Raw genomic sequence first — 21,240 nt, 5'->3', positions numbered from 1 at the left:
CGCTCAACACGGCCGGTCACAACGGTACCGCGACCGGAGATCGAGAACACGTCTTCCACTGGCATCAGGAACGTGCCATCAACAGCGCGCTCTGGGGTTGGGATGTAGGTGTCCAGGGCTTCGGCCAGGCGCTCGATGCACGCTTCGCCCATTTCGCCAGGCTGGCCTTCCAGCGCCATACGTGCCGAACCTTTGATGATTGGCAGGTCGTCGCCTGGGAATTCGTATTTGGAGAGCAGCTCGCGCACTTCCATTTCAACCAGTTCCAGCAGTTCCGCGTCGTCGACCAGGTCGCACTTGTTCAGGAACACGATGATGTATGGAACACCAACTTGGCGGGCCAGCAGGATGTGCTCGCGGGTCTGTGGCATTGGGCCGTCAGCTGCGGAGCAAACCAGGATCGCGCCGTCCATCTGCGCAGCACCGGTAATCATGTTCTTGATGTAGTCGGCGTGGCCTGGGCAGTCAACGTGAGCGTAGTGACGGTTAGCCGTTTCGTACTCAACGTGGGCGGTGTTGATGGTAATGCCGCGTGCTTTTTCTTCTGGAGCAGCGTCGATCTGGTCGTAAGCTTTAGCTTCGCCGCCGAATTTCTTCGACAGAACGGTTGCGATTGCAGCGGTCAGGGTCGTTTTGCCATGGTCAACGTGACCGATGGTGCCAACGTTCACGTGCGGTTTAGTCCGCTCAAACTTCTCTTTTGCCATTTTAGACTCCTAACAATAGATGAGATGCTGGGCAATCGCCCTTCTGTCTTTTGGGAACTTTACTTACGGTACTGCGAATTCTGGTGCCCTTGACGTGGATTGAACACGTGGCCTCTCCCTTACCAAGGGAGTGCTCTACCACTGAGCTACAAGGGCTAATGTTTGCGGCGCGTATGCACCACAAGAATCTCTGGAGCGGGTGAAGGGAATCGAACCCTCGTCTTAAGCTTGGAAGGCTTCGGCTCTACCATTGAGCTACACCCGCGAGGTTTTCCACTTCACTGCTATACCCACTCAGTCTCTTGGAAGAAACTTGGTGGAGGGGACTGGATTCGAACCAGTGTACTCTGAGAGAACGGATTTACAGTCCGTCGCCTTTAACCACTCGGCCACCCCTCCGCGGGAACCGCAGAGTATGAAGCAATTACTTTGACTTGTCAACTTCGCTTACTTGTCGCTTTTGCTTGCGCATCCGCTTCATGCTGTAAGCAACGATGTTTCGTCTGCTTCGGGGCGAGATTATAAGCACACATTTTTTAAACTGCAAGGGCATTTTTTTAGATTTTTCTCATAATCCTCGTACAATCAAATTTATTGACGACAACGGAGTGAAGCAACGTGGAACGGACTTCAGCCTGGCGCGCGGCACTACCCTCTTGCCTGCTCCTGTTTGTGATGTATGTCGTGGCGGGCCGCCTGGGCTTGGCGCTGACCGTCGGCCCCACCTATGCCTCCCCGCTGTTCCCGTCCGCCGGCATTGCGCTGGCCGCGATCTATACCTATGGGCCGCGCCTGCTGCCCGCCGTGGCGCTGGGGGCCATCGCCGTCAACCTGGTGCCGCTGGCCAATGGCTTGCCGGTCGACAGCGGCCAGGCCGTGGCGGCGCTGGCTGCCGGGATCGGCGCCACCTTGCAGGCCTGGATCGCCATGCTGGCCCTGCGCCGCACCATGCAGCCTGCCATTGGCGCCGGCCGCCATGTCCTGACCTTCATGCTGGCGACACCGGTGCTGGCCACCATCAGCAGCACGGTGGCGATCACCGGCGCCGTATTGCTGGGCAAGCTGTCGGCCGAAGAACTGGCCATCAACTGGTTCACCTGGTGGCTGGGCGACACCATCGGCATCTTGCTGGCGGCGCCGCTGACCTGGATCCTGATCGGCCAGCCGCGCGTGCTGTGGCGCCGGCGCCGCTTGCTGGTGGGCTTGCCGCTGCTATTGTCCGGCGCCGTGTTTATCGCGATTTACTTCCAGGCCGAACACTGGGAAAACGCCCAGCAAATGCAAACGTTCCGCCTCAAGGCGCAACAGGCGGGCGACTTGCTGCAGGCCCAGTTTTCCGAGCATGAGCGCTTCCTGCACGCGATGTCGCGGGCGCTGGGCGATCCGCGCCGCAACCTGGCGGCCGATGATTTTTCCGCGCTGGCGTCCGGTTATCTCGACAAGCGGCCCGAGCTGTCGTCGATGAGCTGGCTGGTGCCGGTACGGCGCGAACAGCGCGACGCCTTCGAACAATGGGGCAAGGAACAGTTGGCGCCGGATTTCGAAATCCGCGAAGTGGCCGGCCCGCAGCGCTTGCAACGCGCCGGCGACCGCGACGTGTACATGGTGCCCACCTTCATTGAACCACCCCACACCCGGCTGTATCGCGGCATCGACTTGCTGAGTGAACCGCTGCGCTCGGATGCGGTGATCCAGGCCCTGCGCACCGGCCAGCCGTCGGCCAGCGCCCCCGTCAACTTCCTGCAAAAACAATCGGCGCGCGCGCTGCTGTTACTGCAAGCGGTGCTGCCGGCCGGCGGCGGTGAATCGCCCGGCATGCTCTTGATTTCCATCCAGATCGAACCGTATTTGCAGCGCATGATGCAGCAAGTCAATTTCCCGTCGCTGCAGGTGCGCCTGGAAGACATCACCTCGGGCAGCGGCATCCCGCTGGTGGACCAGGTGCACCGCCCGGCCCGCGGCAGTGACGTGCAGCGCATCATCAATTTTGGCGGCCGCCAGTATTTGCTGGTGCTGGCGCCGACACCGGCCTATGCGGCCGCGCAGCGCGGCTGGCAAAGCTGGACCGTGCTGACCTGCGGCTTGCTGCTGACGGCACTGCTGGGCGGCATGATGCTGTTGATTTCCGGCGAACGCGCGCAAATCCAGGCCCAGGTCAAGGACAGCACCGCACGCCTGCGGGAACGGGAAGCGCGCCTGCAGGCCATCCTCGACAAGGCGGCCGACGCCATCCTCACCATCGCGCCCGACGGCGTGCTGTTGTCCGCCAATGGCGCCGCCGGCCGCTTGTTCGGCTATCCGCCGCAACAGATGGCGGGCTTGCCGCTGGCGACCTTGTTACCGCCGCGCGAGGACCAGACCCCGGCCGAACTGTTGCGCATGATCGCCAGCGGCGACAGCCATGAACATGAAGCGCTGGGCTACCGCAGCGAAGGATCGGACTTCCCGCTGGCGATTTCCGTCAGCGAAGTGGAGTTACCCGATGAACACTTGTTTGTCGCCATCCTGCACGACTTGACGGAACAGCGCCGCGCCCAGGAACACATCCACCGGCTGGCCCACAATGACCCGCTGACGGGACTGGACAACCGCCTGTCGCTGAACCTGCGGCTGGCCCCGTTGCTGGCCCGCGCGCGCCGCACGCACGGCATGGCCGCGGTGATGTTCATCGACCTCGACCACTTCAAGAAAATCAACGATACCCACGGCCACCAGACCGGCGATCTGCTGTTGCTGGCGGTGGCCAACCGCTTGCGCGAAATGCTGCGCGAAGTGGACACGATTGCCCGGCTGGGCGGCGATGAGTTCATCATCGTCACGGACTGCGACATCACACCCGAGGCGGCGTCCACGGTGGCGGTGCGCATCGTCGAAGCGCTGGCAGCGCCCTTCATCCTGGCGGGAACAACCATCCACACCGGCACCAGCGTCGGGGTCGCCATGTACCCGGCCGACGGCGAGGACAGCGCCACCCTGCTGCGCCACGCGGACACCGCCATGTATGCGGCCAAGAGCCTGGGCCGTGGCAATTTCCAGTTCTTTTCCAGTGCGATGAACCGGTCCACGCACGAGCGGCTGCTGATGGAAAACCGCTTGTCGCAAGCGCTGGAACGGCAGGAATTCGAACTGTATCTGCAGCCGCAGGTGGCGATCGCCAGCGGCCGGATTATCGGCGCGGAAGCCTTGCTGCGCTGGCATCACCCGGAGCTGGGCATGATCACGCCGGACCGCTTCATTCCCATTGCCGAAGAGTCCGGCCTGATCTTGCCACTCGGTGACTGGGTCTTGCGGCGCGCCGCGCAATTGCTGGTGGCCTGGCGTGCGCAGGGCCTGGGCCATTTGCGGCTGGCCGTCAACCTGTCGGCGCGCCAATGCCGCGGCACCAGCCTGTTGCCGCTGCTCGACAAGCTGTTGGCCGACAACGGCATCGCCCCTGCCTTGCTGGAACTGGAAATCACGGAATCGGCCGCCATGCAAGACCCGGAAAGCAGCCGGCTGCTGCTGAAGGAATTGCGGGCGCGCGGCATCAAGGTGGCGATCGACGATTTCGGCACCGGGTATTCGTCGCTGAACTACCTGAAGCTGTTCGAGCTGGACCGCCTGAAGATCGACCGCAGCTTCGTCAAGGATATTGAATCCGACCCCAACGATGCCGTGATCGTCACCGCCACCATCGCGCTGGCCCATTCGCTGGGTCTGGAAGTGACGGCGGAAGGCGTGGAAACCGAAGCACAGCGCACCTTCCTGTGCGGCCGGGGCTGCGAAACCGCGCAGGGCTACCTGTTTGCGAAACCGATGCCGGTGGAACAGTTCGAAGCGATGGCGGCGACTGTAACCGCATAATGAACGCTGGCCAGCACGCAATCTGAAACAATACCTGTGGCTGTCACTGTGTAGGGCGGTTTGCGCGGAGCGCAAGCCGCCATGCATGCGCCGCGTTGACGCAAACAGGCGGCTTTGTAAAAACCGCCCTACAGAGTGACGCCTTGTCAGAGAATAGCAATCCGGCCTGACTCAGGCCGGCGTCAGCGCCACGATCAGTTGCGCCTTCAACGCGCGGATCAGCGACGCCTCGTCCGGCGGCACCCCTTCCGGCGCCGCCACCGCGCGGTCCGCGTAGAACAGGCCCAGCTGCTGCCCCTGCACCACCAGCGGCAGCACAATGAAGCTGCGCGCATCGGGCAGCAAGCTGCGGTGCCATGGCGGCAGCAAGTCGCGGATCTTGTGCGTGGCCGCGTCGGCAATCATCAAATCCGCATCGTTTTGCATCGCCAGGTGGAACAGGTCGGCGCCCGCCAGCGGAAAGGTAAATCCCGCCATGCGCTGCGCATGGTCTTCCCCGAACGCAATACGGGCGCGATAGACGCTGGCCCGCATATCGCGCAGGCATACGGTGGCAAACCGGAATCCCATGCTGCGGTACAGGGTTTCCAGGACCGCCTGGATCAATTCATTCAGGCGGCTGTGTCCGGCGGCGCGCATTTGCGCCACTTCCTGCACACCGGCCAGCAATTGTTCGCGCGCATTGTGCGGCTTGCCGCTGGGATGCGTTCCCGGCGCGGCAGATTCGCTGCCCTCCATGGTCGCCATCAGCAAGACATCGGGTAACACGTTCGCATCGGCGGCGCCGGCATCATCGCGCGGCCGCAATTGCATGGAGTCCAATAAGTCATTCATGCCGCTGCGCACGTTGGCCAGCACGGTGGCCAACTGTTCGCGGTCCAGGCCCAGCGCCACGCCATAGCGCTCCAGCAGCCCCTGCAGCACGCCTTGTGCGGGGCCGCCCTTGCGCGCCAGGATGCGCGCCACCTCCATACTGAACGACACCACCACGCGCACCCATTCCGGCTTGCCCTGCGGCGCCTTCACCACGCCGGGCGGCAGTGGCGCAATCGAGCGCACGATCGGGTCCGGGATTTTCCATTCATTGAGGATCGCGGCCGACAAGGTGTCGTAGCTGCTGCCCAGCACCGATTGCGACGCCTGGTTGATGGTGTGGGTGCCGGCCGTGACCAGTCCGGCAATGTCGCGGTAACGCTCGTGCTGGTGGGCGGCAATCAGCAGCGGCCCGATATTGCGGAACAGCGCGCCAATCGACGCCTCCTCGGTGCCCTGGTGCGCCCCGGTGCGCGACATTTCCCGTCCCACCAGGCTGGCGCACAGCGCCGCTTCCAGTTCGGTCCGTACGCTTTGTTCCTGGCGCGAATTGATCAGGGTATCGACCAGCATCATGGCCAGCGCCGAGGCTTTTACATTGTTGAAACCCAGCAGGGAAATCGCGCGCGATACCGTGGTGACCGGCGTCCCCGCCTTGGTGCGGTATTGCGGCGTATTGGCCAGGCGCAGGATCTTTTGCGTCAGGCCCGCGTCCGACAGCACGTAGTACGCCAGGTCGTGCGTGCCGCCATCATCGGAATCGATCAACTGCACCACGCGGGCCACGGACACGCCCAGCGCAAACACGTTTTCATCGCCGCAGAGCTTTTTCAGCAGCGGTCCACGCACCGGCCGGGCGGGCTGATCCGTAGGTTGAAAGGCGATGTTCATGGAAATTCCTGCACTGGATGGCTAGCGCGGGCGCGCCGGCTGTCTACCTGAAAGTATATGCCGGTGGTGCAGGAAAGAAACGGAATTCCGTGGGAATTGGAGAGAATTCGCCCGGTGGCGGGGCTGGGCCGCCACAGGGTGTCAATATGAAAATATCAGGATGTCACACTTCCGCAGGCGGCGGCGGCGGTTGCTGCCCCAGTTCCGGATCGCGCTCGATCACATCCAGCAAGCCTTGCACCACCGCCGGATCGAACTGGGCGCCGGCGCGCGCTTGAATGTAGGTCATGACTTCCGGATACGGCCACGGTTCCTTGTAGGGACGTTCATGCAGCAGCGAATCGAAGACATCGACCACGGCCACAATGCGCGCGGAGATCGGAATTTGCTTGCCCTTCAAGCCATTCGGATACCCGTTGCCATCGAAGTGCTCATGGTGGCCGCCCGCGATTTCCGCGCCATAGGTCAGGTAGCTGACGCCATCCACCATGTTGGCGGCGCGCTCCAGGATGGTGCGCCCGACCCCGGCATGGTCTTGCATCAACGCCCGTTCTTCCGGTGTATGGGCGCCCGGTTTCAGCAGGATATGGTCGGGTGTCGCCACCTTGCCGACGTCGTGCAGGATGCTGGCCAGGCCGATCATGTCAACCAGTTGCGGCGTGACTTCGTCCTCGTAAATGCCTTGCTCTTTCAAGCGGGCGGCAATCGCCGATGACAGCGCCTGCACCCGGCGCACATGGCCGCCGGTGCCGCGGTCGCGGAATTCCGCCAGGTCGGCCAGCGCCACCACGGTGGCTTCCTGCGCCTTGCGCAGCTGCCCGAAGATATACAGGTTATCGAACGCGGCGGCGATCCGCTGGCAAAACACTTCCAGCAAATCGCGCTGGATTTGCGCCAGCGGCCAGGGCGGCGTGACGGAGATCGCCACTTCGCGGTTTTCCTGGGTGTGAATGAAGAGCACGTTGGCCGGATGATCGAACTGGCTTTTTTTCTCGGCAAACGCTTTGGCGATGGTCGGCCACAGCGGGTGGTTCGACGGCATTTGTTCATTTTCGGCCAGCGGGGCATACCCGCCCGTGGCTGCGACCACGGTGGCCGGGCCGGTGTCGCCCTGCATCAGGCACAGCACGCCGTCCGCGCCGACGTCGAGGATGGCGGACACCTGGTTCAGCACGCCGGAGGCGAATTCACGCAGCGAATGGATTTGATACAGGTTGGTCGCGCCGGCCAGGATTTTCCCCAGGCCGATGCGCGAACGCTCCAGCATGTTCAGGCTTTCGTACGCGCGCAGTGCGGAAATTACCGTGGTAAACAGCTTTTGCGTGGTCAGTTCGGTCTTGGCCTTGTAATCATTGATGTCATATTCAATGATGACGCGCTGTTCCGGCGCCTGGCCCGGCTGGCCGGTGCGCAGCACGACCCGCACGATGGAGTTGTGCAATTCTTCGCGGATACGGCGCGCCAGCAGCAAGCCCGCATCGTCGGTTTCCATCACCACGTCGAGCAGCACCAGTGCGATGTCCGGCGTATCGCGCAGGATGTCAAACGCTTCGCGGCCGGAGTGGGCGGAAAATAATTCCAGTTCCCGGCCTTTGAAACTCACATTGCGCAGCGCCAGGCGGGTCACGGCATGGACATCGACATCGTCATCGACGATCAGGACGCGCCACAGGCGCTGGTCGGGGGAAGACTGGCCGGCAGCTGGCGTCTCATCTTCATCCTCGTCGAGCAGCCAGTTGTCATCTGCGGCATTTGATTCGGTCATACAGTCTCCCAGGTCGCACCGGCCGGATTGCGGTGGTGCGGTTCGCGCTCGAGGCGGCGCTCACATCTAAAGTGTCTGGTTCCCAGCATAATCAGAATTTAATACCATGACAACCCCTGTTCCCGGCCGCGCCGCATCCTGGCAACATTCTGCACAAACCCCTGAAAACCGCTACCCTAGGGGTCTGCGCGGCGCTGCCGCACGTCCACTTCCGTTACAAGGATGACATTATGCAAGTCCCCACCACAGCAAATGCCGATGGCGATATGGCCGGCCGTGAATTCCTCGCCTTTAAACTCGGCAAGGAAGAATACGGGATCGATATCCTGAAAGTGCAGGAAATCCGCGGCTATGAAGCCGTGACCCGGATTGCCAGCGCGCCGGAATTCATCAAGGGCGTCATCAACCTGCGCGGCATTGTGATCCCGGTGGTCGACATGCGCATCAAATTCCAGCTGGGCGAGGCGCTGTACGACCAGTTCACCGTGGTCATCATCCTCAACATCAATGGCCGCGTGGTCGGCATGGTAGTCGACGCCGTGTCGGACGTCACCACCCTGACGCAAGAGCAGATCAAGCCATCGCCGGAAATGGGCACTGCGTTTTCCAGCGAATACATTATCGGCCTTGGCACGATCGACGAGCGCATGCTGATCCTGGTCGACATCGACCGCCTGATGTCCAGCCCGGAAATGGGCCTCACCGATCCTAACGCCACCTGACCTTACAAGAATCCCATGCTCCTGTCCCAGTTCAAGATCCGCACCCGTCTCATCGCCGGCTTCGGCGCCATCGTGTTACTGCTGCTGATGACCATCGGCGTGGCCTTCGGCCGCTTCACGTCGGTTGGCAACGATAACCGCCAGATGCGCGAGCGCGACTTTGTCAGCGCGCAGCAGGCCGGCGCCCTGGAAGCGCTGGCACGCGAAAATGCCAGCCGCACCCTGGCCCTGTTCATCTTGCCGGACAAGGCCCAGCGCGGTATGGAATATGGCCGCATCGACGCCAACAAAAAAGCCATCGACCTGTCGCTGACGGCACTCGACAAACTGCTCATGTCCGACCAGGGCAAGCAGGGCCTGGCCACCATCCGCAGCCAGCTGGTGGTGTATACGGCATCGTTCATCAAGGTCGCGGAACTGGTCGAGGAAGACCGCAAGGATGACGCCGCGAAAATGATGAATGCGGAAACCTTCCCGGCGCTGAACAGCCTGCTGGAATCCATCAAAAAAATGGTGGACAAGCAGCAGCGCGACATTGATGACGCCGGCGCCAACGCTGCCGCCGATATTGCCATGTCGCGCTGGCTGATCACCGGCATCGGCGTCGGCGCCGTGTTGCTGTCGATCGGCCTGGCGCTGGCCATCACGCGCTCGATCACCGGCCCGCTGGACCAGGCGGTGCGCGTCGCCAAAGATGTGTCCGATGGCGACTTGACCAGCCGCATCGAAGTCAACCTGGCGGACCGCACCGAGACCGGTGAATTGCTGCTGGCGCTGCGCCAGATGAATGAAAGCCTGTCGATGACGGTGTCGGGCGTGCGCGCCAGTTCGTCGACGATTTCGCGCGCGTCGAGTGAAATCGCAAGCGGCAATATGGACTTGTCGGGCCGCACGGAATCCCAGGCCAGCTCGCTGGAAGAAACCGCCAGCTCGATGGAGGAATTGACCACCACCGTGAAGCAAAATGCGGACAATGCGCGCCAGGCCAACCAGCTGGCGATTTCCGCCTCGACCGTGGCCCAGCGCGGCGGCCAGGTGGTCTCGCAAGTGGTCGATACCATGGGGTCCATCAAGGACAGTTCGGGCCGCATTGTCGACATCATTGGCGTGATCGACAGCATCGCCTTCCAGACCAATATCCTGGCCTTGAATGCCGCCGTGGAAGCGGCGCGCGCGGGCGAACAGGGCCGCGGCTTTGCGGTGGTGGCGTCCGAAGTGCGCTCGCTGGCGCAGCGCTCCGCATCGGCCGCGAAAGAAATCAAGACCCTGATCAGCGATTCGGTGGAAAAGGTCGACAGCGGTTCCAAGCTGGTCGATGAAGCCGGCCAGACCATGGACCTGATCGTCACGTCGGTGCGCCAGGTGGCCGACATCATGGGCGAAATCACGTCGGCCAGCCAGGAACAAAGTTCCGGCATCGAGCAAGTCAATGAAGCGATTTCGCAAATGGATGAAATGACGCAGCAAAACGCCGCGCTGGTGGAACAGGCTGCCGCCGCGGCCCAGGCCATGCAGGATGAGGCGGGCACCTTGGCGCAGTCGGTCAGCATCTTCAAGCTGATCGGCGAGAACGCGGCTCCGGTGGCAGCGCCGCGTCCGGCCGCCAAACCGGCGTCAAAGCAGCGCCAGCTGGCGGTGACGGCCAAGCCGGCACCAAAAGCCACGGCCAAGGCTGTGGCGGATGACGGCTGGGAAGAGTTTTAAGCAGGCAGTACAACGAAACGGCGGCTCAGTTCACACGAGCCGCCGTTTTTTATTTGCGCCGGCAACCGGTGCGGTCGATACCCATGTCCAGGTTCTGGTAGCGGATTTCATACTTGCCCGCCGCCAGCTTGTCGACCACCAGCGTATCGCGCGGCTGCACATAGGCATAGCGCACATTGGCTTTGCGCTCCAGGTCGAACACCTTGATGAACACCGCGGACACGTTGCCGCTGTTGTCCAGGGTCAGCTGCATATCGTCGCCCTTGTTACTGATCGGGAAACCGTCGACATAGCCCGATTGCGCCGGCCACGGTTCGCCGTTGGGCGCCACCAGCGTCGGCTGCTCCGCTTCGCAATCCTGTTGCGCGGCAGCGCCCGGCAACACCACTTGCGACAGCGCCATCACCTTGATGGCGGGCGGACGCGCGGCGGCATCGGGCACATGGGCTTTGACGACAGCCCAGCTGTCGGCCATCGGTTCGGGTTTCGGCGCCACCTCCGCCGGGCGCAGCGGCACGCGGGCATTCACCACGGTCGCGCTTAATTCACTCTTGCCGCCCAGCGCGGACGCCAGCGCGGCCTGCAGCCGGGGCTGGCCGGCCGACAGCACGCCGCCGATCCAGCCGCCGATGATGCCGACGCACAAGGTCACGCCCCATTTCCAGTTGCGCCGCAAGCCGGATTTCACGGGGCGGGGCTCGCCCACGTGGCCCGGCCAGTGTTCGCCGCGTGGCGCCGGCGCGTTTTCACTGTCTTCGTGCGTACCTTCCAGCCAGCCGATTTCCCACTCTTCGGCGGCAATCCACTCATCGTGTTCCTTGCGCTTCATCGGGTCCGACAGCGTCCCGTAGGCGGTATTAATGATCGCCATGATGCGCGCGGCCTTGTCATCGCCCGGATTTTTATCCGGGTGATACTTCTGGCTCAACGCCTTGTAAGCAGCACGAATGACTTCCTGCGGCGCCATGCGGGACACCTTCAGGTTGTCATAGTGAGAATGTACTTTGCCCATCGTTACGTTCGTTGTAAGAGCTGCGCGCCGCGCGGCAGGATTGCCGCACCCAGTCAAACATCATAGCGGATTACCATCGCCAAAGCGCAGCAAACACGGCAGGTAAACCGTGCTATTTCTTTATATTACAACTTGTGCGTGCGGTCTGCGGCGGCAATTTGCGGGGGCAGTTCCACGTTTTTTCCGACAATCAGCACTTTGAACAGTTCGCCCATTTCCGCCGGAGATAACAGCTTTTGCACGGCGTTGGCTTGTGGCAAATAAGCCTTGACGTCGGCCGGATCGGTGCGCGTCAACAAGTCGCCTATGCCTGCCGACAAGAGGAAAGACGCCTGATTCATATAGCCGAGCACGTCGGCGCCGGCATCTTGCGCGGCCAGCGCCATCGCCGTGAAATCCACGTGCGCGGTGATGTCCTGCAACCCCGGCAAATAGAAGGGTTCGGCATGCGCGTGGTGGCGGTAATGGCACATCAAGGTGCCGGCGTCGCGCTGGCCCAGGTAATACTCATGGGCCGGGAAACCGTAATCAAGCAGGATCGCCGCGCCGTTGTTTCCGCGCGACAACATCTGCCCCAGGGTCGCCATGAACCCGCATCCGGCGCCGTGCACTTCCGTCGTATAACCATCCGGCAAGAATTCCTGGTCCGGGATTTGCGCGGCGATTTGCGCCGCCAGCGCGTCGCCCGGCGCACGTTCAACATAGGCGAATTCACCATCGGCAATGGTGACATACAGTTCGCGCCAGCCTTGCGCGGTTTTTTTCACCAGTTGCACCGGCATGGCGTCCAGCACTTCATTGCCGAAGGCCACGCCTTGGAACGATTCCGGCAAGGCGTCGAGCCAGCGCACTTGCGGGAATGGCGCGAGCAGCGCCTGCTGGCGCGCGCGCAATTCGCCGGACAGTTCCACGATGGAATACGACTCGACGGCAATCCCGGCGGCCTGGGCCTCGGTCAGGATGTCGAACGCGAGTTTGCCGGTGCCGGCGCCGAATTCGAGGAGGTTGGGAGCGCTTTGGGCGATAATAGCGCCTGCCAGATGCGCCAGGGTGGCGCCGAACAGGGACGACATTTCCGGTGCGGTTGTAAAATCGCCATCTTTTCCCAGCTTGGCGGAGCCGCCACTGTAATAGCCGAGACCCGGCGCATACAGCGCCAGTTCCATGAAGCGGGCAAACGGTATCGCACCGTCCCGCTCCGCGATTTCCGCGGCGATCAGGCGTTGCAGGGCATGGGACGCTTCGAGCGCGTCAGGGGTGGGTGCAGGTAAGGACATCCCGGCATTGTAGATTATGTTTACGACTGACCTTGAAATGACCACAGCTAATATGGAACACCCCCGCGTCGCCCTGGTGACCGGCGCCGCGCGCCGCATCGGCCGCGCGATCGCCCTCGGCATGGCGCAGGCGGGCTGGGATATCGCCGTGCATTACCGCCATTCGGCAGCCGACGCACTGGACGTGGTGGAACAGATCCGCGCCCTGGGCCGGCGCGCGGTGGCGCTGCCGGCCGATTTGTCCGACGAGGCGCCAGCGAAGGCGCTGCTGCCGGCCGCCATCGCGGCGCTGGGCCCGGTGCACTGCGTGGTCAACAATGCCTCGCTGTTCGACTACGACAGCGCCGCCGACTTTACTTTTGCCAAGCTGGAATCGCACATGGCCGCCAATGTCGCGGCCCCGCTGCTGCTGGCGCAGGCGCTGCACGCGGCCACGCCGGATGGTCATCAGGCCGTGGTTATCAATTTGCTTGACCAAAAACTGTACAATCTCAATCCCGACTTCCTGTCCTATACCCTGTCCAAGGCTGCGCTGCATACCGCAACCACCTTGCTGGCGCAGGCACTGGCGCCGAAATTGCGCGTGGTCGGCATCGCGCCAGGCATTACCCTGGTGTCCGGCGACCAGACCGAGGAAGGGTTCGCCAACGCGCACCAGCAAACGCCGCTGGGCCGCTCCAGCACGCCGGACGACATTGTCCAGGCCGTGCTGTATGCAGCCCAGGCCGCCGCGCTGACGGGTTCCACCTTGCTGGTCGATGGCGGCCAGCATTTGACGGCCTTGCCGCGCGATGTGATGTTCCTCGCAAAGTAATCCCATTTTCAATATTAGTAGAAAGATCAACCATGCTGTCCGCCCTCACGCATCCGCGCCTGCAAGACTGCCGCCGTTTATTCCTTCGCGATTACGAAGTGATGATCAACATCGGCGTGCACGAATTTGAAAAGAAGGGCGAGCAGCGCGTCCTCATCAATGTTGACCTGTACATCCCGCTGGCCGTGTCCACGCCGCACGCAGATGAATTGCATGAAGTGGTCGATTACGACTTCATGCGCGACACCATCGCGCGCCGCATGGCCGAAGGCCATGTGCACCTGCAGGAAACCCTGTGCGACGACGTGGTGCAAGCGATGCTGGCGCACCCGCGCGTGCGCGCCGCGCGCGTCTCGACCATGAAGCCGGACGTGTACCCGGATTGCCTGGGCGTGGGCGTGGAAGTGTTCCGTATCAAGGATGACGTGTAATGAATGCCGTGATTGACAACCTGCAGGCGGAAGAGACCCCGGCCGCCGCGACCGCCACGCCATCCGCCGACAAAATCGCGCGTGAAAACAACAAGCTGCACAAGCGCCTGTGCCGCCTGGTCGGCCAGGCCATAGGCGACTTCAACATGATTGAAGAAGGCGACAAGGTCATGGTGTGCCTGTCCGGCGGCAAGGACAGCTACGCCCTGCTCGATATCCTGATGACCTTGCGCGAACGCGCGCCGATCAACTTTGAGATCGTAGCCGTCAACCTGGACCAGAAGCAGCCGAACTTCCCGCCTGAAATCCTGCCGCGCTACCTGACGGAACTGGGGGTCGCGTTCCACATTGAAAACCAGGACACGTATTCCATCGTGAAACGCCTGATCCCGGAAGGCAAAACCACGTGCTCGCTGTGCTCGCGCCTGCGGCGCGGCATTCTGTACCGCGTTGCCGACGAATTGGGCGCGACCAAGATCGCCTTGGGCCACCACCGCGACGATATCCTGGAAACCTTCTTCCTCAACATGTTCTTCGGCGGCAAGCTGAAAGGCATGCCGGCCAAGCTGGTCTCCGACGATGGCAAGCATGTCGTGATCCGCCCGCTGGCGTACGTCAAAGAAGAAGACACGGAGCGCTATGCGCAAGTGAAGCGCTTCCCGATCATTCCCTGCGACCTGTGCGGTTCGCAGGAAAACCTGCAGCGCAAGCAAATCAAGGCCATGCTGCGGGATTGGGAAAAGAAACATCCGGGCCGGGTGGAAAACACCTTCTCGGCGTTGTCGACCGTGGTGCCGTCACACTTGATGGACCGCGACTTGTTTGGCTTTGCCGGCATCAAGGCCGATGGCCTGGCCAATCCACTGGGCGATATCGCGTTTGATGAAGAACCGTGCTCCACGCCAGCCACGGTGCCAGGCATTATTCCGCTGCAACAGGAATAAGCCCCCCCTGCTTGCGGGCCGTCAGTCGTCCGACGGTTCCGCCAGTTTGATGCGCGAACGCGGCAGCTTCCAGTCGCTGCCACGCGTGATTTCATCGAGGCTGCGTACCGACATCGTCGGCAGCGCAGCGATATTGCCGGCCAGCCCGCCCAGCGCCGCTTCAATCACGGCAGCCTGGCGCGTTTGCTCGTCATATAACGCCGCCGCCTGCTCCGGCGTGGCGGCATTGGCAAACGCGTCCGCGACCGGCGCCGCCGTCCCGTCCAATGCGCTGTCCGCGCTGCTATAGTCAAAATGCGTCATGGGATTACCTCTTTCAATCTGGCTGTACCGGTACTCAGTATCAAATTAATATTAACTTATTGATAATTTGATGTTCAATTTTACCAGCTATTCCGCGCCGGTGACTGAAAGTGTCGTGATAGCGACAATTGTCACAGCTGCCGGAATTTGCGCAAAAACGTTTCCGAGACCGGTAATTGTTCGCGCCGCGATTTCAGACGGATCGCCAGTTGGCCCGCCAGGTTGGGCTCGATACTGGCGATTTCCAGGGCATTGACGACGGTGTTGCGGTAGGTTTGCCAGAACTGGCCCGGGTCCAGTTCCGCCAGCAATTCCTTGAGGCTGCGGCGGATCAGGAATTCCGCATTCGGCAACACCACGCGTGTGAATTTCTGGTCGGCCTGGAAGAACACCACTTCATCAACCATGATCAGGCGCAGCGACTGGCCAACGTTCGCGGTCAGCCAGCGCAGATATGACGCGGACGCGGCGGCGCCCTGCAACTGACCGGCCAGCGCCGACAGGTCCGGCGGCGGCATGCCGACGCGCTGCTTCAGGCGGAGCACGGTCTGCTCCAGCCTCGCCGCCACCACCGGCTTCAACAGGTAATCAACGGCGCCGCGCTCGAACGCTTCGATGGCGTGGGCGTCGTAGGCGGTCACGAAGACGATATGGCAGGTATCGCGGATGATGCGCGCCACTTCCAGCCCGTTCGGATCGGGGATCTGGATGTCGAGGAAGACAATATCGGGCCGCTCCTGCAACACGGCGCGCAGCGCGCCGGCGCCATCGACCGCGCGCGACACCTGCAGTTCCGGCCACAGCACGTGCAGCAGGTCGCACAATTCATCGGCCAGCGCCACTTCATCTTCCACCACCAGCGCGCAGGGATTGCCACTCATCGTGTGCTCCCCCGCTTCGCCTTGCGCAGTTGCGCCACCAGCTGGTCCAGCGTGGCGGCTGCCTTCACCGGCGCGTGGCCATACAGCGCCTGCACCTCGCGCAGCACACCGGCCACCTGGACTGGATCGATCAACGCGCGCTCGGCCGCCAGCTGCGCCTGCGCCACCTGCCGCGCCAACGCGGCGCGGCGCGCCATCAACCCGGCAAACAGCAGGCGCGCCGCGCGGCGGCGCTGGTCCAGCAGCGCCAGCCAGCCGAACAGGCCACCCCACAACAATGCGTTGATCACCGTGTCGCTATACGCGGGCGGGTCGAACTGAACGGCCAGCCGGCCGGCGCCCTGGGACACGAACAAGATGCTGGCAGGCCAGCTGGCCACCGCCGAGGCCAGCACCAGCAAGCACAGGAAGCGCGCCGGTCCGCCCGCCTGCGCCCGGCCGATACGCAGCGCCACCGCCAGCGCCGCGCCGATCAACACGCAGCCAACGTATTGCCACAGCACGGAGGCGGCCAGCGCCCTGGCGCCGTATTGCGCGCCATAGGTGGCAAAGGCCGGCGCCCGCGCCAGCACGGCGCAAGCCGCGCCCAGCACGACATACAGCGCGTTGCGATCGATCCGCACCACGCCCCACGCATTGCGCGCCGCATCGCACCACGTGGCCAGCCCCGCCCTGATCCCCGCCGTCATCGTCATCTATGCCGCCTCGCACTGGTGTGGCACAGCCGGCGCGCCGGCAGTTTCGCGGCCGGCGCCGGGCCCGCACGGAATCCGCAACTGCGCGCAGACACCGGACGGTACGCGCGGCGCCACCAGCACTTCGGCCCCCGCGCCAAATGCACTGCGCAAGCGCGCCCGCACCGTGCTCAATCCCGTACCGCTGCCCGCCTTGCCACGCAAGCCGACGCCATCGTCCGACACCGCCAGCCACAGCACGCCGGGTTCGTGCCGCAACGTCAGCGCGATCACGCCATCACCGGCCTTCGGCGCCAGTCCGTGGCGCACCGCATTTTCCGCCAGGGTGGCCAGCACCAGCGCCGGCAGGCGCATGGCCAGCCATGGCGCGGGCACCTCCGGCAGCACATAGCGGAAGCGCTCGCCAAAGCGCTGTTGCAGGATGTCGCAATACAGCCGCACCAGCGCCAGTTCATCGCCCAAGGTCCATTGGCGGCTGCGCAACGCGGGCGCCGCGCACTCCAGGTAGCCGATCAGGGTGGCCAGCAAGCGTTCGGCCGCCTGCGGTTGCACGCGATACTGGCGCTTGACCAGCGCCAGCGTGTTGAACAGGAAATGCGGCTCGATCTGCGCCTGCAACAGCGCCAGTTCAGCCTGGTCCAGGCCGGCCGCCAGGCGATCCGCGTCGGCCTGCAGGCGCGATGCTTCGGCGCGGTCGCCGTGGGCGCCGCGGGCAAACAGCAGCCAGCCATACACGATCAGCGCCGCCATGCCAACGCGGAATGCAATCGTATACAGCCCCATCGGATACACCGCACGTCCCAGCAGCAGCGGGAACAGCACGCCATACATCAGCGCCGTCAAGACCGACAGCGCCGCCAGCAACGCCAGCAGTCCCAGCCCCAGCCGGGCCGCAAAGCCGCTTCCGCGCCGTGCCAGCCACGGATCGACGCGCTGTGCGGCAGTCCACACCAGCACGCCGGCCAGGGTGTAATACAGCACCGCCACCAGGGTGCGCGCCCACAGCCGCTGCCCTTCCGCATACAGCCAAAACATCACGTTGTCTTGCACGAACAGCAGCGCGGAAGCCAGCACGATACAACCCGCCGCCTTCAGGCGCGAAGGCAGGGCGGGGGTGACGGATAGCGGCAATGGTTCCATAAGCTCGCCATTATGCAGACAACCCCACTGATATGTGAATGTCCGGCCTGAAAGCCCGGCACGCATGTTGTTTAAACTTTCAATTCCGGCCGCAAAATTCGCGTGACTTCGCGCGCAATATGCAACGCGCCAAACACCGGCAGGCCGCCGGGGTCGCGGTTGGTCAGCACCACCACGGAAAAGCCATCGTCGATAAAGCGGCGGTACGTGGTCGCATACTGCTCCAGCGAGCCCATATGGTTGACGAGGCGCTGGCCATTGACGACAAAGGTGTTCCAGCCCAGGCCATAGCCGGACCCGGCCCCCGTCGCCACCTGCTGCCGCCACATTTCTTCCAGTGACGATTTTTTCAGGATGCGCTCGCCGCGCTGCGCCGCCTCCCACTTCACCATGTCCAGCACATTGACTTCGATACCGCCCGCGCCAAAGGTGCCAAACATGGTCAGCATCGCATCCGAATAATCTGCGCGGTACAGCAAATTGCCCTCCCCTTTATAGCCGGACGCGATCCGCGTGCCGGGCGCCAGCATGCGTGCCGAGGTCATGCCCAGCGGCGTGAAGATGCGCTGCTGCAGGAAGGCGCCGAACTCCATGCCGCTGGCCTTGCCGACTAGGATCGCCGCCACGCCATAGCCCAGGTTGCTGTACTGGTAGGTGCCGGGCACCACCGCCAGCGGCGTGGCGGACAGCGCGGCCAGGCGCGCCATGCCATCCTTGCGCAGGTAGCTGTCGAGCGGTCCGATCGCGGCCGAGGTGGGTTCTTCCGGCAATCCCGCCGTGTGGCTGAGCAACTGGCGCAAGGTCATCGCCCCCCAGGCGGCAGGCAAGCCGGTGGCATAGCGGCTGATCGGCGCATCCAGCGCCAGCTTGCCCTCCTCCACCAGCAACATGACGGCGGCCGCCGTGAAGTGCTTGCTGACCGACGCCAGCGGGAACGCGGTTTCCGGCGTCACCGGCGTGCGCTGTTCCAGGTTGGCGTAGCCATAGGCCTTGGCATACACGATGCGGCCATCCTGCATCGCGATCACGGACGCGCCGGGAATATTGAACGACGCCAACGCCGCCTGGGCGGCGCGGTCGACGTCCGGGTTGTCCGGCTGGGTGCTGCCGGACACGCCTTGGCTCACGGCCGGCAAGGCCGTCACCGCATACCCCTGGCGCGCCTGTGACAGCTGCGGCGCATGGTCGCCGGAAGAGCCGCCGCCGCAGGCGGCCAGCAGCAAAGCCAGGGTCACGATGGCGGCGCGGCGGCCGGACGTTGCAATACGCATGATGCACTCTCCGTATGAATGGGGAGAGCCAGCGTAGCGCGCCGGCCGCGCGGAGGGAGGGTCATGGGAATGAAGCCGCCCCTGGCGGGAATGGAGGGGCGGAAAACCGGCATGAAGCCGCGCGCCGGTGAGCCGGCACGGCGGCTGCGATGACGCGGCAATGCGGCCCGGCGGTCAGGTGGTCCGGCCACCGGGCGCCCGGGCGATTATGGCGCCAGCGCGCTGCGCAGCACCGGATACAGCTGGTAGCGCTCATCCCACGAGGCATGGCGGCGCGCAAAGAAGTCCAGCCGGGCTTCCGGGCTGGCGGCAAACGCCGGGTCGGTTTCCAGCTTGCGCCTGAATGCCGCCGCCAGCGCCGGATCGGCCGCCAGCTGTTCGCGCGCCACCTGTTCCGCCACATACTCTTCCATGTATTCCTTGCGCTCATAGGCCGTGTTGAACACGCCCCAGGTGTGCAGCGAATCCGCGCTGAGCGGCTCGAACATGGACACCACCAGGCGCGCTTTCGGCTGCGCCACCGGCACGTACAGCGCCCCCTTGCCGACGTTGCGCGGCTCCGTCTTCCACGCGCCCGTCACCGTCACCGACTGGCGGCCTTCAAACGATTGCGCATTGAATTTCATGCTATCGGCGCGGAAGACCTGCACCTCCATCTTGCCCGGCTCCCTGTCCAGCACCTTGTACGAGATGCCATGCTGTTTCAGCTTGGCGCCGATGGGTTCGGCCCACGCGGCCGGCACGATGTAGCCGCCGGCCGGCGCCGCCACCTGCAAGTCCGGCACGACTTCGTCGCGCAGCGGCACGGTCCACATTTGCGGTTTGCTTTCGTCATAGCGGGTCCACAGGGCGCCCGAAATGTCGGACGGCGTGCGGCTGTATTCATAGCCGGCAAACTGGATCATCCGCACCGTGTCGGTGGCCTTGTAGCTGAGCGGCACCGGCTGGCCGCCCAGCGCCAGCGCGCGCTGGTCCGCCTCGCGCACTTGCTTGCTCCAGGCGGCGCCATGGGTGGCCACCTGCGACAGCAGCGACACGATGGTGTTGCGCGTCACACGCACGCGATGCAGATAATCGCGCCACGAATGGGTTTCCACCAGCATGGCGAAACGGTTGCGCAGCGGGAAGTAGCCGGTCGAGAAACGGGGCGGCGCCATGTTGTCGACAAAGCCGGAAGTCGGGTCGTCGGTCTTGTCGAAGGAAATATAGAAATGCTTGGGGTCGGAGCCGGCCTTGCGCAAATCCGCCATCACGGCATCGCGCAGCGCGATCCCGGATTGCATCAGCGCGGCGTCGCCGCCATGCACCGGCTCAACCTGGATCGACACGTCCGGCTGGAACTTGGCGCCATCGGTCACGTGCAAGTCGACATAGGCCAGCGGGTCCCACTGGTTGACCAGCGCCAGCATGGCCTGCATTTCCGGCGCATCGGCTTTCACATAGTCGCGGTTCAGGTTGTAGTTCCGCGCCGTGGTGCGCCAGCCCATCTCCACCGGGCCGCGCTGGTTCGGACGGTTGTTCGGACCGAAGCGCTCATGGCCATCGACGTTAAACACCGGCACGAACAGCAACACCTGCTTGTCCAGCGCACCGGGCGCCGCCTTGTTCTCCAAGACCTCGCGCAGCGCCAGGAAGCCGGCGTCCTTGCCATCGATTTCCCCGGCATGGATGCCGCCCTGTACCAGCAGCACCGGCACGTCTTGCTTGCGCGCCTGCGCCGCCGTCAGCGCCCCCGTGCGCGACACGGCCAGCGCCAGCATCGGCCGCCCTTCCGGTGTGCGGCCGAATTCGAAGCAGCGCACGGCTTTCGGATACGCTTGCTGGAAGGCATGGCACAAGCGCTGCACTTCATCATAACGGCCGGTGGTCTGGAAGCCTGAACGTTCGGAGACAGTCGTCAGGGAAGGCGTGCCGTACGCCAGGGGAACAGCGGCGGACAAAGCAAGCAGCAGGGCGCAGCGTTTCATCAAATAGTCTCCGGAGATTGATAAAGATCAAACAGCCGGAAATTATAGACAAGCTCACGC

At 63.5% G+C, this 21,240-nt stretch carries 17 protein-coding genes and 3 tRNA genes; 6 read left to right on the top strand and 14 right to left on the bottom strand.

The window, feature by feature from the left end; genetic code table 11:
- The 4 genes from AC1RRC_RS29960 to AC1RRC_RS29945 form a co-directional block, all read right to left on the bottom strand.
- A partial coding sequence (locus tag AC1RRC_RS29960; protein ID WP_493059385.1) for an elongation factor Tu occupies positions 1-707 on the bottom strand: 707 nt, incomplete at its 3' end.
- Positions 708-788: 81 nt separating this feature from the next.
- A tRNA-Thr gene (locus AC1RRC_RS29955) sits at positions 789-863 on the bottom strand.
- 35 nt (positions 864-898) lie between these two features.
- Positions 899-972, bottom strand: a tRNA-Gly gene (locus AC1RRC_RS29950).
- Between the two features lie 49 nt (positions 973-1,021).
- Positions 1,022-1,106, bottom strand: a tRNA-Tyr gene (locus tag AC1RRC_RS29945).
- Positions 1,107-1,325: 219 nt separating this feature from the next.
- Between AC1RRC_RS29945 and AC1RRC_RS29940 the strand changes: the two genes are divergently transcribed.
- On the top strand, positions 1,326-4,550 hold the full coding sequence (locus tag AC1RRC_RS29940; protein WP_493059384.1) for a bifunctional diguanylate cyclase/phosphodiesterase: 3,225 nt from the start codon (positions 1,326-1,328) through the stop codon (positions 4,548-4,550).
- Between the two features lie 171 nt (positions 4,551-4,721).
- On the opposite strand, the gene AC1RRC_RS29935 is transcribed toward AC1RRC_RS29940, so the two are convergent.
- Together AC1RRC_RS29935 and AC1RRC_RS29930 are read right to left on the bottom strand one after the other, a co-directional pair.
- Positions 4,722-6,254 carry an HDOD domain-containing protein gene (locus AC1RRC_RS29935; RefSeq protein ID WP_493059382.1) on the bottom strand — a complete coding sequence of 511 codons (1,533 nt, stop codon included), beginning with the start codon at positions 6,252-6,254 and terminating at the stop codon, positions 4,722-4,724.
- A 163-nt stretch (positions 6,255-6,417) separates the two neighbouring features.
- Positions 6,418-8,019 carry a DUF3369 domain-containing protein gene (locus tag AC1RRC_RS29930; protein WP_493059381.1) on the bottom strand — a complete coding sequence of 534 codons (1,602 nt, stop codon included), beginning with the start codon at positions 8,017-8,019 and terminating at the stop codon, positions 6,418-6,420.
- A gap of 230 nt (positions 8,020-8,249) precedes the next feature.
- Here AC1RRC_RS29930 and AC1RRC_RS29925 point away from each other — a divergent pair, with 230 nt between their 5' ends.
- Positions 8,250-8,741, top strand: a complete 492-nt coding sequence (locus tag AC1RRC_RS29925; RefSeq protein ID WP_493059380.1) for a chemotaxis protein CheW — start codon at positions 8,250-8,252, stop codon at positions 8,739-8,741.
- Between the two features lie 15 nt (positions 8,742-8,756).
- Positions 8,757-10,445, top strand: coding sequence for a methyl-accepting chemotaxis protein (locus AC1RRC_RS29920; RefSeq protein ID WP_493059378.1), 1,689 nt, complete (start codon positions 8,757-8,759; stop codon positions 10,443-10,445).
- A 49-nt stretch (positions 10,446-10,494) separates the two neighbouring features.
- On the opposite strand, the gene AC1RRC_RS29915 is transcribed toward AC1RRC_RS29920, so the two are convergent.
- Both AC1RRC_RS29915 and AC1RRC_RS29910 read right to left on the bottom strand, forming a co-directional pair.
- Positions 10,495-11,457, bottom strand: a complete 963-nt coding sequence (locus AC1RRC_RS29915) for a J domain-containing protein (RefSeq protein ID WP_493059377.1) — start codon at positions 11,455-11,457, stop codon at positions 10,495-10,497.
- 125 nt (positions 11,458-11,582) lie between these two features.
- Positions 11,583-12,734: a class I SAM-dependent methyltransferase gene (locus AC1RRC_RS29910; RefSeq protein ID WP_493059375.1), complete on the bottom strand. Its 1,152-nt coding sequence runs from the start codon at positions 12,732-12,734 to the stop codon at positions 11,583-11,585.
- Positions 12,735-12,771: 37 nt separating this feature from the next.
- Here AC1RRC_RS29910 and AC1RRC_RS29905 point away from each other — a divergent pair, with 37 nt between their 5' ends.
- The 3 genes from AC1RRC_RS29905 to ttcA are packed head-to-tail and all read left to right on the top strand — an operon-like array spanning position 12,772 to position 14,923.
- Positions 12,772-13,548 (top strand): SDR family oxidoreductase, encoded by a 777-nt coding sequence (locus AC1RRC_RS29905; protein ID WP_493059373.1) that lies wholly within the window; start codon positions 12,772-12,774, stop codon positions 13,546-13,548.
- A gap of 32 nt (positions 13,549-13,580) precedes the next feature.
- The gene (locus AC1RRC_RS29900; RefSeq protein ID WP_493059370.1) at positions 13,581-13,979 is read left to right on the top strand and encodes a dihydroneopterin aldolase; all 399 of its coding nucleotides are present in this window, start codon (positions 13,581-13,583) and stop codon (positions 13,977-13,979) included.
- On the top strand, positions 13,979-14,923 hold the full coding sequence (ttcA, locus tag AC1RRC_RS29895; protein ID WP_493059369.1) for a tRNA 2-thiocytidine(32) synthetase TtcA: 945 nt from the start codon (positions 13,979-13,981) through the stop codon (positions 14,921-14,923). Before AC1RRC_RS29900 ends, ttcA begins: the two co-directional genes overlap by 1 nt.
- Positions 14,924-14,944: 21 nt before the next feature.
- Here ttcA and AC1RRC_RS29890 read toward each other — a convergent pair whose 3' ends face one another.
- The 6 genes from AC1RRC_RS29890 to AC1RRC_RS29865 form a co-directional block, all read right to left on the bottom strand.
- Complete coding sequence (locus AC1RRC_RS29890) at positions 14,945-15,226, bottom strand: hypothetical protein (protein WP_493059367.1); 282 nt, start codon at positions 15,224-15,226, stop codon at positions 14,945-14,947.
- A gap of 131 nt (positions 15,227-15,357) precedes the next feature.
- Entirely contained in the window at positions 15,358-16,107 is a 750-nt protein-coding gene (locus AC1RRC_RS29885; RefSeq protein ID WP_493059366.1) for a LytR/AlgR family response regulator transcription factor, read from the bottom strand.
- The gene (locus AC1RRC_RS29880; protein ID WP_493059365.1) at positions 16,104-16,802 is read right to left on the bottom strand and encodes a hypothetical protein; all 699 of its coding nucleotides are present in this window, start codon (positions 16,800-16,802) and stop codon (positions 16,104-16,106) included. The genes AC1RRC_RS29885 and AC1RRC_RS29880 overlap by 4 nt, the downstream gene beginning before the upstream one ends.
- Positions 16,803-17,942, bottom strand: coding sequence for a sensor histidine kinase (locus tag AC1RRC_RS29875; protein WP_493059363.1), 1,140 nt, complete (start codon positions 17,940-17,942; stop codon positions 16,803-16,805). It lies immediately after the preceding gene.
- Positions 17,943-18,013: 71 nt separating this feature from the next.
- Positions 18,014-19,213 (bottom strand): serine hydrolase domain-containing protein, encoded by a 1,200-nt coding sequence (locus AC1RRC_RS29870; RefSeq protein ID WP_493059361.1) that lies wholly within the window; start codon positions 19,211-19,213, stop codon positions 18,014-18,016.
- A 206-nt stretch (positions 19,214-19,419) separates the two neighbouring features.
- Positions 19,420-21,180, bottom strand: coding sequence for a M14 family metallopeptidase (locus tag AC1RRC_RS29865; RefSeq protein ID WP_493059359.1), 1,761 nt, complete (start codon positions 21,178-21,180; stop codon positions 19,420-19,422).
- Positions 21,181-21,240: the final 60 nt, after the last annotated feature.

Source organism: Pseudoduganella sp. GW821-FHT12E03 (genome assembly GCF_058807115.1).
This window is presented reverse-complemented; position numbering and strand designations above follow the sequence as displayed.